General features: G+C 64.0%; 11 protein-coding genes. 9 read left to right on the forward strand and 2 right to left on the reverse strand.

Annotation, left to right across the window (positions count from 1 at the left end):
- Positions 1-5 precede the first annotated feature (5 nt).
- The 3 genes from LB571_RS06980 to LB571_RS06990 all read left to right on the forward strand — a co-directional run bounded on the left by LB571_RS06980 (position 6) and on the right by LB571_RS06990 (position 3,066).
- Positions 6-1,448: a GMC oxidoreductase gene (locus LB571_RS06980; RefSeq protein ID WP_140723282.1), complete on the forward strand. Its 1,443-nt coding sequence runs from the start codon at positions 6-8 to the stop codon at positions 1,446-1,448.
- Positions 1,449-1,470: 22 nt separating this feature from the next.
- Complete coding sequence (locus LB571_RS06985; protein ID WP_224593242.1) at positions 1,471-1,920, forward strand: hypothetical protein; 450 nt, start codon at positions 1,471-1,473, stop codon at positions 1,918-1,920.
- Positions 1,921-1,986: 66 nt separating this feature from the next.
- Positions 1,987-3,066, forward strand: coding sequence for a glycosyltransferase (locus LB571_RS06990; protein WP_224593244.1), 1,080 nt, complete (start codon positions 1,987-1,989; stop codon positions 3,064-3,066).
- A gap of 27 nt (positions 3,067-3,093) precedes the next feature.
- On the opposite strand, the gene LB571_RS06995 is transcribed toward LB571_RS06990, so the two are convergent.
- On the reverse strand, positions 3,094-4,116 hold the full coding sequence (locus LB571_RS06995; RefSeq protein ID WP_015314216.1) for a phosphoribosyltransferase family protein: 1,023 nt from the start codon (positions 4,114-4,116) through the stop codon (positions 3,094-3,096).
- Between the two features lie 54 nt (positions 4,117-4,170).
- Positions 4,171-5,667 (reverse strand): lipopolysaccharide biosynthesis protein, encoded by a 1,497-nt coding sequence (locus LB571_RS07000; protein WP_140660022.1) that lies wholly within the window; start codon positions 5,665-5,667, stop codon positions 4,171-4,173.
- A 185-nt stretch (positions 5,668-5,852) separates the two neighbouring features.
- On the opposite strand from LB571_RS07000, the gene LB571_RS07005 reads away from it, so the two are divergent.
- From LB571_RS07005 to LB571_RS07030, 6 genes are all read left to right on the forward strand, one after another.
- Entirely contained in the window at positions 5,853-7,025 is a 1,173-nt protein-coding gene (locus tag LB571_RS07005; RefSeq protein WP_224593247.1) for a glycosyl transferase family 1, read from the forward strand.
- Positions 7,026-7,040: 15 nt separating this feature from the next.
- Complete coding sequence (locus LB571_RS07010; protein WP_140714284.1) at positions 7,041-8,030, forward strand: glycosyltransferase family 2 protein; 990 nt, start codon at positions 7,041-7,043, stop codon at positions 8,028-8,030.
- Entirely contained in the window at positions 8,030-8,980 is a 951-nt protein-coding gene (locus LB571_RS07015) for a glycosyltransferase (protein ID WP_224524215.1), read from the forward strand. The genes LB571_RS07010 and LB571_RS07015 overlap by 1 nt, the downstream gene beginning before the upstream one ends.
- Entirely contained in the window at positions 8,970-9,938 is a 969-nt protein-coding gene (locus LB571_RS07020; RefSeq protein WP_140660018.1) for a glycosyltransferase family 2 protein, read from the forward strand. Before LB571_RS07015 ends, LB571_RS07020 begins: the two co-directional genes overlap by 11 nt.
- 74 nt (positions 9,939-10,012) lie before the next feature.
- Entirely contained in the window at positions 10,013-10,909 is an 897-nt protein-coding gene (locus LB571_RS07025) for a UTP--glucose-1-phosphate uridylyltransferase (protein ID WP_140821594.1), read from the forward strand.
- A gap of 148 nt (positions 10,910-11,057) precedes the next feature.
- The gene (locus LB571_RS07030) at positions 11,058-13,442 is read left to right on the forward strand and encodes a polysaccharide biosynthesis tyrosine autokinase (RefSeq protein WP_224593251.1); all 2,385 of its coding nucleotides are present in this window, start codon (positions 11,058-11,060) and stop codon (positions 13,440-13,442) included.
- Positions 13,443-13,486 lie beyond the last annotated feature (44 nt).

A 13,486-nucleotide genomic window follows, 5' to 3' on the forward strand; every position in this document is an offset into this window, starting at 1 on the left:
AGCTGATGGTGCTGGACGTAAAGCCCGAGCAAGTCACCAAAGATCATTTCGATGTTGTCGCGATCGGTTCCGGCTTCGGTTCGGCGTTCTTCCTGCATGAATTCGCCAGGCGGCGTAAGGCGCGCATCCTGGTTCTGGAGTGGGGTCGCCACAACACGCATGAATGGCAGCTTGACCAGAACGTCAACACCGACATAGACGACGAGACGACCTACAGCACCAATTCCGACAAGCCGTGGAATTACACGATCGGGCTGGGTGGCGGGACCAATTGCTGGTTCGCGCAAACGCCAAGATTCCACCCCAATGATTTCAGGCTGAAAAGCACCTACGGCGTCGGCAATGACTGGCCGATCAGCTACGACGATGTCGAGCCGTTCTATTGCGACGCCGAAGACATCATGTCGATCTCCGGCGATCCCGACATGGCGGCGATGCTGCCGCGCTCGAAGCCCTTTCCGCAGCCACCGCATCGCATGTCGACGCCGGACAGGATGATGAAGGCGGCCCAGCCCGACCAGCATTTCGTCATGCCGACCGCACGGGCGCGCGTGCCGACCGCGCAACGCAGCTCCTGCTGCGCCAATCTGCGCTGCTGGCTGTGCCCGGTCGATGCCAAGTTCACCGCCAATAACGGCCTTATGCATGTCTTCGAGCATCCCGACGTTTCGGTCTGCCTCGGCTCCGAAGTGCGGCGGCTCGACCATGTCGGCGGCACGGTCCGTTCGGTCGCCTTCGTGCATGAGGGCAGGGAATATCAGGTCAGCGGCGACCTCTTCGTTCTCGGCGCCAATGCCATCCAGAGCGCGGCGATCATGCTGCGCTCGGGCCTGGGCGATGAATTCGTCGGGCGCGGCCTGCATGAATCCTATGGCTGGAATTTCGAGGTCTATCTCGACGGCGTCGACAATTTCGACGGCAGCACCATCACCACCGGCCTGAATTTCGGCCTCTATGACGGTCCGCACCGGTCCGAGCACGCGGCGGCCCTCGTCTATTTCGAGAACCGCTGGCAGCACGGGATGCGCGCAGAGAAGGGCCGGCTGCGCCAGGCGCTGCCGCTGGTCGTGGTCACCGAGAACCTGCTCGATCACGAGAATTTCGTCACCCTCGACGAGGATGACAACGCCTTCGTCTCCTTCAAGGCGCCGTCGGACTATGCCGTCAAAGGCATGGCCCGGGCGCTGGACAAATTGCCCGGACTGCTTGCCCCGTTGCCTGTCGAACGGCTCTTCGACCGCGGCATCCGGCCAACGGAATCGCACGTCCAGGGCACATTGCGGATGGGCACCGGCCCGGCTGATTCGGTGATCGACAGCAACATGATCCATCACCGGTTGAGAAACTTGGTCGTCGTCGGCACCAGCACCTATCCAAGCTGCTCCTGCGCCAACCCGAGCCTGACCGCGGCAGCTTTGTCCCTGCGCGCGGCGAGCCGGATGGCGTGACGGGAAGGGAAGGAGGTAACCGATGATGGAAATCTCACGGCGCTCGGTCTTGGCCATCATGGCTGGTGGAGTTGCATCGACTGGCGTGGCCTTCGCGGCGGTGTCTTCGTTTTCGGACGAGGACCTGGTTCGCGTTACGCTCGAAAAATACCTCGGCGGGTTGAACATGCGCATCGAGCACCTGCAGCAGTTCGTGCTGGAGTTCCGCAACCGCAATCCGTGGCTGTTTCCCAGCGAAAAACTGGGCGACGCCGTCACTTTGCTCGAGACGGCGAAGCTCGGCCAGGCACGCAAGTTGTTGCCCAAGCGGAAGCAGCGCGACCTCCGGCATTTCGACCGCTGGGTCGTGGCCGAATTTCACATGTTGACGGACTACGCCTCGCGCAGTTCGCCTAGTGATCCCATCCGGTTCACCGGATGGCAGTCATGCACAAATCCGTTCGCGACGCTTGATCCGCCAAAGACTGCGTGAGGCGGCATTTGACGCTGCCGTTCATCGGCCGGGGCATTGAAACGCGATAGACGAGGAGCCAGGACCATGAAAGTTCTCTTTGCAGGCGGCAATGGCTACCCACCGGAGTTCAGCGGCGGCGTCCAGTCGAGCACCCATCATCTGGCCGAGCAGTTGATCGAGCATGGGCATGAGGCCGCGGTGCTCGCCGCGCTGTTTGGCGATGGTGTCTTCGGCTTCAAGGCGCGTGCCAAGATGAAGCTTTTGCGCCAGCCGGCGGTCGTCGACAGTTTTCCCGGCTACCCGGTGATCCGGGCGTGGTTTCCCTGGGAGGCGGCGGCCTTCGCCGTCAACAGGGTCAAGCCGGATGTGGCGGTGGTCCAGTGTCACAAGTCGGTTCCACTCGGCAAGGCGTTGCAGGCCAAGGGCGTGCCGCTGGTCGTCTACCTCCGCAACGTCGAGTTTCACGAGCTTGGGGGCGACCTGCGCGACCTGCGCTCGGCGCTCTACATCGCCAATTCCGAATTCACCGCGCGTACCTACGCCAGGGAGTTCGGCATCGAGGCGGCGGTGATCCCTCCGACCATCAATCCGGCCCACTACAGCACGCCGACTTCAGGCCAGTTCGTCACCCTGATCAACCCTTATGAGGAAAAGGGCTTCGAGCTTGCGGTGCGGATCGCCGCCGCGTGCCCCGAAATCCCGTTTCTGTTCGTCGAAAGCTGGAAGCTGGCGGACGATCACCGGGCACGCATCGAGAAGACGATCACGCCGCTCGGCAATGTCACGCTGGAGAACCGCACCAGTGACATGAAGACGGTCTATGGCCGCACACGGATCCTGCTGGCGCCCAGCAAATGGGAAGAGGCCTGGGGGCGGGTTGCCTCGGAGGCCCATTGCAGCGGCATTCCGGTCGTCGGTTCGCGCCGCGGTGGCCTGCCGGAAGCGGTCGGCCCTGGCGGCACGGTGCTCGACTATGATGCCCCGCTCGCCGACTGGGTCGCGGCCGTCAGGCTCTTGTGGAACGACAACAAGGAATATCAGCGGGTCTCGGCACTCGCGCGCGGCTTCGCTGGCCGGCCGGAACTCGACCCCGACCGTCAGTTCGGCACCTTCTTCTCGATACTGGACAGGGCGGTGCAGCAGCGCGCACGCCAGGCCGCGTAGCCAAGCAGCGACCCGATCGGTTCTGCATCAGGCTGGGCGCTTGACCCTGTTCTTCAGCGTTTCATAGCCGCGTGCACCGAGCAGGGCGCGGGCAATGGTCTTGGCGGCGCTCTTGCGGCCCTCCTGCGAGTTGACCTGGCGCAGCCTCGCCGGCAGGTTTCGCGCGGCCTGGCCAAGTGCTGGCAGTGACAGCGCATCGGGAAAACTGACCATGTGCGTCTCGACGCACAGGACCGGTTTCCCCGACAGTTTGGCAATCCTCAGCGCCTGGGCATGTTCGCTTTCGATGAACAGGATGGCGTCGGATTTGCGATAGAAATCGGCCTTGAAACTGCCATGCGCGCCAAGCCGCTGGCGCTCCGCCTTGCTCGGCAGATCGAGCATGATCAGCTTGTCGTACTTGATCTCGTGCTTGGCCAGCCACGCCTCCGTCAACGCACGGTATTTCTCGAGCCGGCTGGTGACCAGCCAGCCGATCTTGTGGGTCACGGCATGAAGCGGCCGCGCTTCGCTGAGGAATTTTTCATAGGCAGGCCCGTCGTCGTTCTCGGCCTCGGTCGGATCGAGACACAGCACCCCGTCAATGTCGACACAGCATTGCGCCAGGAATTTGTGATGCATGAAGTTCCACTGGAACATGCGCGGATGCGGCACGACCTCGAACACCAGATCGGTCTCCTGATGCTCCGGCTCCAGGCCGAAGACGGCGGCAAAGGTGTAGTCAGCCTCGATACCGCCGCTCTTGATGCGGGCACGGGCGTCGCGCATCGCATTACCGCCGGCGATGCTGTCGTCGATCACCAGCACCTTGCGCATGTCCGAAACCTTGCGGTCCAGGGCCGCGCGGCGCTTGGTGATGCCTGACGTGTAGACCCTGCCTTCGAGGAAGGAGTCCAGGTCGGTCATCGGAATGTTGGCCGCAAGGCTGACCAGCGTCGCCGCCAGCACGCCGCTTCTGGGCACGCCGACCACCAAGTCGATGTCGCGTGGCAGCCGGTGAAGGTTGCTCACGATGGCGTCGTTCATGTCGGAGATCGATCGGTAGTGCATGGATCAGGCCTGATGCTCGGGTGGGATATGGAATAGACGACAAAGGCGCCGAAATTATTGCGCCTCGCGCGGCGTCGCCGCCGGCGCCCTTGCCGGCAGCATTTTCAAGGCCTCCCGCAAGGCTTCGCGCCCGGCGGCGAAGGTCAGCGCGACGACGATGGTGATCGCGTAGGCCAGGATGACGCCGCTTGCCAAGGCGACGACATGCTGCTGCGGCAGCATCGGCTTGACCAGCCAGACCGCCCCAAGCGCCAGATGCGCGCCAATCACGAACGGCGCTGCCGTGCGCAGCACATGGCTGGCTCGCAGCGGTCCGCTCTTGCCGACATAGAGCCATAGGAAGGGCGTGCGCAGATACTCGCTGACCGCATAGGCGACCGCCACGCCGAGCGCGCCGTAGGGCAGGCCGAGCGCGAAGGCAAGCACCGAGGTCACCGCCGTGATGATGCCCCAGCGCATGAAGTCGCCGGACCGGCCCTGGCTGACGAAAAGCCAACCAGCCGGATTGTTGAGCGGCTGCAGCAGGCCGGCAAAGCCGAGCGCCAGGAAGATCGAGGCGCTGGCGCGCCACTGCTCGCCGAGCACGAAGGGGATCAGCACATCCGACATCGCGGTGGCGAAAGCGACGCCGGGCAGCGCCACCAGAAGGATCAGCGGCATCACGCGCAAATAGGCGCTGCGATAGCGGTCCGGCTCGTCCTTCAGTCGCGACAGCGCCGGCACCATCACCTTCGACAGCGGATTGGTGATCTGGCTGAGCGGGAACAGGAGCAGCTTGTAGGCGCGGTCGTAGAGTCCGAGCTGGGCCTCGCCCCAGTATTTGCCGATCAACACGTTGTCGAGATTGCGGGCGAAGAAATTGGCGAAATTGAAACCGGTGATCCCGGCACCGAAATTGATCAGCTCGCTGATCCCGACGACCTTGCGCGGCATGCCTGGGCGCCAGCGCGAACTGGCCCAGTAGCACAGCGTCGGCAGCACCGCGCCGGTCAGCGTGCCTGCAAACAGCGCCCAGTAGGAACGGTCGATGAAAGTCCAGGCGATCGAGACGGCCAGACCCGCGACGGCCCCGGCGACGTCGATGATTGCCAGGCGGCCGAACTGCATGCGACGCGTCAGCAGCGCCAGATGCTGGGCTCCCAGGCCATAAGCAAGGATCTGCAATCCCAGTGCCGCCACCAGACCGGCGACGCGCGGCTCGCCATAGAACGCGGCGACCAGGGGTGCCGCGCCCGCGAGCACGCAGGCGAGGACCGCGCTGACGGCGACATTGATCCAGAAGAGGTAGTTCACCTCCTCATGCCGGATGCCCGATTTCTGGATGGTCGCCTGGGTCAGGCCGAAATCCTGGAACAGGGCGATGAAGGCGAGCACAGGAGCGCACATGGCCACGACGCCGAAATCCTGCGGCGACAGGAGTCGCGACAGCACGATGACGGAAATGATCTGCGTAGCGACCCGCACCGATTGCGCCATTGCGGTCACGACGGCACCGCGGCCGACCGATTTGCGCAGTGAGCCTTCCGGCGGATCGAATGGATTGGCTTCCAAATTCAGGATTCCTGATCTTTGCGCGGATTTCGGAGCCCCGAAATCCACAACCGCCGCCGACCACAAACTACGGCAATAATTTTGCAGTGCAACAGAAAACGTGGAACGGTGCGCCAAAAATGTTGCGATGCAGCAAGAGCTGTACTAGGCTTCCCCTGGGTGGGTCAAACAGCGGTCGAGTTTTCATGCTGCATGTCTTGTACCTGGTACATGATGTTTCCGACCCGGCGGTTCGCCGGCGGATCACGATGCTCAGGACAGGTGGCGCCCGGGTTACCCTGGCGGGCTTCCGCCGCGCCGCCACTCCGATTGCCGACATCGAAGGCTTGCGGCCAATCGACCTTGGCGCGACGCGCGACGGGCGATTCGCCCAGCGCCTGGTGGCGGTGGCAAAAACAGCGGTTTCGATAGGTTCGAAGCTCAGGGACGTGCCGAAGCCCGACATCATCATCGCGCGTAACCTGGAGATGCTGGCGCTGGCCCGCCGCGCCCGGTCGGCTTTCGGCGCCGCTGTCCCGATCGTCTATGAATGTCTCGACATTCACCGCCTGGTGCTTCGCGACGATGTCCTGGGTAAGGCGCTGCGCGCCACCGAGCGTCATCTGGCGCGGGATGTGCGGCTGCTGGTGACCAGTTCGCCCGCCTTCATCGCCAATTATTTCACGCCTTTCCGCCAGGTCGCGGCGCCGGTTGAACTGGTCGAGAACAAATATTTCGAGGCGGCGGCGATTCTGCCGGCCGAGCGCGAGGCGGTGGAAGGACCTCTCGCCCCGCCGTGGCGGATCGGCTGGTTCGGGGCGCTCCGGTGCCGCCGTTCGCTCGAACTGCTGGCCGGTTTCACGCGTCACATGGAAGGCCGGTTCGAAATCGTCTTGCGCGGCCGTCCGGCACTTTCCGAGTTCCCGGATTTTCATGCCTTCGTCGATGCCGAACCTTACATGTCGTTTCGCGGGCCGTATCGCAACCCGGAGGACATGGCGGCGATCTATCACGACGTCCATTTCTCCTGGGCGATCGATTTCTTCGAGGAGGGACAGAACTCCGAATGGCTGCTGCCCAACCGCCTTTATGAAGGCTGCCGCTTCGGCGCGGTGCCGATCTCGATGGACAACACCGAGACCGGGCGGTTCCTGCGGCAGCGCGATATCGGCGTTTTGCTGCCGCAGGCCACGCCCGAAGCGCTCGAAACCGCGCTTGGCGGGATGGAACAGCACCGCTTCGGCAGGCTGAAGGCGCGCGTGCTGGCCCACAATCCGAGGATGTGGAGCTACGATCGCAGCGACTGCGGCGCGCTAGTCGAAAAACTGCGCCGCCTGACCACTGTGCGCGGGCCGCTCGCGACCGAGGCCCTGGCATAGGATGGAGATCGCCCGATGACGCAAGCGCTTGCCTCCACCCTGATCGTGATCCCGTGTCTCGACGAGGCGACTCATATCGGTGCGCTGCTCGACCAGCTTTGCCCGGCGGCGGAACGGCTTGGCGCGCGGATCGTCGTTGCTGATGGTGGCAGCACCGACGGCACGCTGGCCATTGTCGGCGAGCGCCAGAGGAACGACCCTCGCATCATCCTGCTTCACAACGAAAAGCGCATCCAGAGCGCCGCGATCAACCTGGCGGTGGCCAAATTCGGCGAGGGTGCGCACTATCTGATCCGCATCGACGCCCATGGCGGCTATCCCGACGACTATTGCGACCGACTGGTCGAGGAGGCGTTGGCGACCGGGGCGGATTCGGTCGTGGTGTCGATGCTGACCAGCGGCAGCGGCACGGTGCAGAAAGCGGCGGCGGCGGCGCAGAACTCCAAGCTCGGCACCGGCGGCTCCAAGCATCGCCATCTCTCCGCCGGGGAGTGGGTCGACCACGGCCATCACGCACTGATGCGGATATCGGCCTTCCAGGCCGTCGGCGGCTATGACGAGACGTTCAGCCACAATGAGGATGCGGAACTGGACTATCGGCTGAGGCGGGCCGGCTACAGGATCTGGATGAGCGGCAGGACGCAGATGGTCTATTATCCGCGGACCTCGCTGCGCGGCCTTTATGTCCAGTATCTCGGCTATGGCCGCGGCCGCGCCAAGAACGTGCTGAAACATCGTGTGATCCCGAAGGTCAGGCAGATGGTGCCGCTGGCGGTCTTCCCGGTGGTTCTGCTGGCGGCCTTCTCCTTCGTGCACTGGATCGCGGCGCTGCCGCTATTGCTGTGGGTGGCGGTGTGCCTAGGCTACGGCCTGGTGGCGGCGATCAGCCAGCGCAATGCCGATATCGCGCTTGCCGGCGTCTCGGCGATGGTCATGCATTTCGGCTGGTCCGTCGGCTTCTGGCTGCAGCTTCTCGGCCTCGGCACGCGGCGGAGGGCGGCGTGATGGCGGTTGAGGTCAAGCATCGCAGCATCGACATCGGCGTGTGCACATTCCGGCGGCCGGAACTGGCCGACACGCTGCGCTCGCTCGCCGCCCTGGCCATGCCTGACGGCTTCGAGGTCGGCGTCATCGTCGCCGACAATGACGACACGCCGAGCGCCAGGGACCTGGTGACGGTGCTGTCGCAGGAATTGAAGTTGCCGGTCCGCTACCGGCATTGCCCGGCCCGCAACATCTCGATCGCTCGCAACGCTTGTCTCGAGGCCAGCGAGGCTGATTTCCTGGCCTTCATCGACGACGATGAGACCGCTACGGCCCACTGGCTCGCCGAACTGGTGGCAACGGCCGATAAAAGCGGCGCCGCCGCGGTTCTCGGCCCGGTGCGCGCGCTCTATCGTCCGGATGCGCCGGAATGGATGCGCCGCGGCGATTTCCATTCCACCTTGCCGGTCCGCGTGCACGGCGAAATCCGCACCGGCTACACCTGCAACGTCCTGCTGCGCATGGCATCCGACAGCTTGCGCGGCCGCCGCTTCAGCCTGGCGCGCGGCCAGACCGGCGGCGAGGACACCGAATTCTTCGACCAGATGCACAAGGCAGGCGGCCGGATCGCCTTTGCGCCGGAGGCATGGGTCGACGAGGCGGTGCCGAGGGCCAGGGCCGCATTCGACTGGCTCAGCCGCCGCCGCTTCCGGGTTGGCCAGACGCACGGCCATCTCCTGGGCCGCGGCGCCAGCGGCATCGCGCGAGTAAAGCAGGCCGGCCTTGCCGCGGCAAAGGCCGCTTTTTGCTTCGCCGCGGCACTTCCGGTTGCAGCCAGTCCGGTCCGCAGGAACCGCAGTGTCTTGCGCGGCATCATGCATGTCGGCGTTGTCAGCGGTCTTGTCGGTATCCGCGAACTGCGCCTCTATGGCCAGCCTTCACCAGGGGAAGGAGGCAAGCGTGCAGCCTGACATTTCGTCCGTGCCCGATGTTTCCTTTGTGATCGCCGCCTACAATGCCGAGGCAACCCTTGATAGGGCGGTCGCCAGCGCCATCGCCCAGAAGGGCGTCAGCCTCGAGATCATCGTCGTCGACGACAAGTCGCGTGATGCCACGCTTGATGTGGCGAGGGCCTATCCCGAGCATGTCGTGCGTGTCGTGGCGCTGGAAAAGAACAGGGGCCCCGGAGGGGCCAGGAATGCCGGGCTCGACGCCGCCCGCGGCAGGTGGATAGCGGTTCTCGATGCCGACGACGCCGTCTTTCCCGGACGCGTCGCCGCCATGATCGGCCGCGCCGAAAAGGCGGGCGCCGAGATTGCCGTCGACAATCTCCAGGTCGTCCGTGAGGACGGCGTGGTCGAGGACGCGATGTTCCCGCGCCAGTATCTGGAAGGCCTGCGCGAGATTTCGCTGGCGACCTACATCGCCGGCAACGTCGTCTTCGAATCGAAGTTCAATCTCGGCTATCTCAAGCCGATCTTCCTGCGCCGGTTCCTTGACGAAAACCGGCTTCGCTATGACGAGAAGCTGAGGATCGGCGAGGACTACATCCTGTTTGCCGAAGCCCTCGCCATGGGCGGCAGATGCGTGGTCGAGCCTGAAATCGGCTATGCCTATCATATCCGCAGCGGCTCCATCTCGCGCGTGCTCGAGCCTCATCACGTCGAGGCGATGCGCAAGGCCGACGAGATTTTCGCTCAAACCCATTCGATGGACGCGGCCGCGCAGGCGGCATTCGCCCGGCGCGGCCGCAGCCTGCGCAAGGCGGCCTCGTTCCTGGCGATGGTCCAGCACATCAAGGCGCGGTCCCCGCTCAAGGCGATTCGGACGGCGCTCAGCGACCCGGCGGCGGTCAGGCATATGGGCATGCCGATCGCCGTGCGGTTGCGAAGAGTAGCGGCACAGTTTGCCGTCGGGGCGGGGAGGTGAAGATGCAGGCACATGGAGGGATTTTTCGTGGCCTGTGAATGGACTGTAGTCGATCTCCTCAGAAGGAATTTGCGATGAAGAAAATCAGGAAGGCCGTGATACCGGTGGCGGGGCTTGGAACGCGGTTCCTGCCGGCGACCAAGTCGATGCCGAAGGAAATGCTTCCCGTCGTCGACAGGCCCGTCGTGCAATATGCGGTGGACGAGGCCTTCGAGGCCGGCATCGAGCACATCGTCTTCGTCACCGGCCGCAACAAGGCGGTCATAGAGGACTATTTCGACCTGCATCCGGAATTGATCGGAACCCTGGAGCAAACTGGCAAGAAGACTCAGCTGGAGACGCTCGAAAGCATGCTGCCGGTGGCCGGCGCCACCTCCTTCATCCGCCAGCAGTCGCCGCAAGGCCTCGGCCATGCCGTCTGGTGCGCCCGCGAGGTCATCGGCAACGAGCCCTTTGCCCTGCTTTTGCCTGACATGGTCTCCTTCGGCGGGCGCGGATGCCTGGCCGAGATCACCGACCTCTATGCACAGACCGGCGGCAACGTCATCGCCGTCGAGCGTTGCGATCCCACCGAGACCAACAAATATGGCATTGTCGGCCGTGGCGCCGACATTGGCGGCGGTTTCGAGGTGACGGCCATGATCGAAAAGCCGGCGCCGGCCAACGCACCGTCGAATTTCTACATCAATGGCCGTTATATCCTGCAGCCCGAGATATTCCAGCTTCTGGGCAACCAGCAGCGCGGCGCCGGCAACGAGATCCAGCTGACCGACGCCATGGTTCGCCTGTCGCAGGAGCAGCCATTCTTTGCCCAGCCTTTCAAGGGGCGCATGTTCGACTGCGGGTCCAAGGAAGGGTTCATCCAGGCCAATATCGCCTTCGCGCTGGCGCGCGACGACATGAAGGGTCCGGTTTTCGAGATGCTCCGGGAGTTCGTCCGGACGCATGAACGCCAGGAAGAAGCCGCATAATGCCCATCTTTCGGGAGTATTGTCGGGTGGCTGACGGCTCAGGGGCCGGCCGGCTCCGCGCTGTCCGGCACCAAGCGTGTGTCGCGCCTGCCAATGCTCCCGATCTCTCCGGGGCCTGCGAGCGAGACAAGCCAGAATTGGACCGAAGATGAATTATGCCAATTTTCCTCTCGACAAGAGGATGCCATTGCCGAATTCGGAAGCAGGAGACGGCGACGACTTCATCGACATCGAGCGGCTGCTTGGCATGGCCGCACGGCAGGCCAAGGTGGTTGGCGTGTGCGCCATCATCGGCCTTTTCCTGGGCATGCTCTATCTGCAGACCACGCCGCCAAAATTCGTGTCGGTTTCCAGCGTGTTGATCGATGAAGGTCTGAACAAGATCGTCGACGACATCTCGGCGGCATCGACGACGATGCAGACCGATTCCGCGATTCTGAGCCAGATCGAGATCCTGACCTCGACGCGGCTTGCCGCCGTGGTCGTCGACAAGCTCAAGCTCGACCAGAACGACACGTTCATGAACCCGCCCCAGTCGGCCCTTGCCCAGGGCGTTGGCCTGATCCGCGGTCTGATCCAGTATGTTCGTCCGAGCAGCCCGGTCATGCCGGGTGTCGGCGACATCACCAAGCTCGACCCCGCCGCGCGCGATGCGCTGATCGCCACGTCGCGCCGCGACTACGCCATCCTCAAACTGCAGAACGAGATCCGGGCGGATCGCGTCGGGCGAAGCTACGTTATCGCGCTTGGCTACCAGGCGACGGATCCGGCATTGGCGAAGGCCATTACCAAGGCCTATGCCGACGCTTATCTCGCCGACCAGCTCGACGCCAGCTTCGACGCCACCGAGCGCGCGGCGGTCTGGCTGCAGGGCCGATTGACGGAGCTGCGCGAGAGCTCGCAGCAGGCATCGCTGGCGGTCGAGAAATTCAGGGCCGAACACGGCCTGTCCGCCAACAGCGACGGCCAGCTGATGAGCGACAAGCAGCTCGCCGACCTGAACGCCCAGCTCATCGTGGCGCAGGCCGACACGGCGCGTGCCAGCGCCCGTTACCAGCAATACAAGTCGATCGTCGACAGCGGCTCGGACAACGCTTTCAAGGATGCCGCCATATCCAGCGACCAGCCAGCCAGCTCGGTCATTGCGGCGCTGAAGACCCGCTACCTCACGGTCGCCAAACGGCAGCAGGATGTCGAGGCGAATTTCGGCCCGCAGCATCCGCAGGCGGTGGCGCTCGCCAAGGAGAAGGCCGACATCTCGACGCAGATCTTCGGCGAACTGAAGCAGCTCACCGAAAGCTACCGCAACGAGTATGAGGTGGCGTTGGCGCGCGAGACCGCGCTCAGGGCCAATGTCGCCGCCGCGCAGGGCAAGAGTTCGATCGACAACCAGTCGCAGGTCCAATTGCGTGATCTCGACCAGAAGGCGACGGCACTCTCCACGCTCTACCAGACGTTCCTCGGACGCTACGAGGAAGCCGCGCAGCAGCAATCCTTCCCGGTCGGCAAGATCCGCATCATCTCGGATGCGTCGACGCCGCTTGCCGCCTCAAGCCCGCGCACAGTCATCGTGCTCGGCCTTTCGCTGGTGCTCGGGGTTCTGATGGGCGCCGGCTTCGGCGGCCTCAACGAGTTCAACGAGCGGTTCTTCAGGACCGGCGAGGAGGTCCGCGACCGCGTCGGCCTCAAATTCCTCGGTTACCTGCCGACCATCGGCAGCAAACCGAGCAAGGAAGACAAGCCAGCCGAACCCGATCTCAAGGTCGCCAGATCGCCGGCCGCGATCGAAAGGCGCGCACGGATGCGGGTGAGCATCGACGCTCCGGCATCGATGTTCTCCGAAACGCTGCGCAGCGCCAAGATCGCCTTCGATGTGGTGATGGAAGGGCAAGGCAGCCGCGTCATCGGCGTGATCTCGGTCCTGCCCGGCGAAGGCAAGTCGACGGTCGCGGCCAATCTCGCCGGGCTGCTCGCCGCCAATGGCTCCAGGACGCTGCTCATCGATGGCGATCTGCGCAATCCGGGCCTTAGCCGCAGCCTCGGCATGGAAGCCGAGCAAGGCTTGATGGAAGCGGTGGTGAGCGGCCAGACCTGGCAGTCCGTCGGCAAGATCGACAGGCAGACCAAGCTGGCGATCATCCCGGCTGTGCTGCGCGGCCATTTCTCGCACACCAGCGAGCTTCTCTCCTCGGCCGGCATGCGTCGTTTCATCGAAAACGCCAAGGAGACCTTCGAATACATCGTCGTCGATCTGCCGCCGCTTGGCCCGGTGGTCGACGCCAAGGCCTTCGCGCCGCTGGTCGACGGCTTCGTGCTCGTCACCGAATGGGGCCGCACGCCGCGCGCCATGGTGCGCTCGATGCTGGAATCCGAGCCCTATGTCGCCAACAAGATCGTCGGCGCGGTGCTGAACAAGGTCGACCTGAAGAAGCTCGCCAAATACGGGTCGTTCGGCGCGTCGGAGAAATTCTTCGACAAGTACTCGAGCTATTATCTCGACAAGTCGGAAGTGCGTTCGAAGGCGGCGGTCTGAGATAAGGCCGTTGCCATCATGTCTTGAACCCGCGCAGCGGTTCT

Origin of the sequence: Mesorhizobium sp. BR1-1-4 (assembly GCF_020165375.1) — a bacterium.
In the GTDB taxonomy this organism is placed as follows: domain Bacteria; phylum Pseudomonadota; class Alphaproteobacteria; order Rhizobiales; family Rhizobiaceae; genus Mesorhizobium; species Mesorhizobium australicum.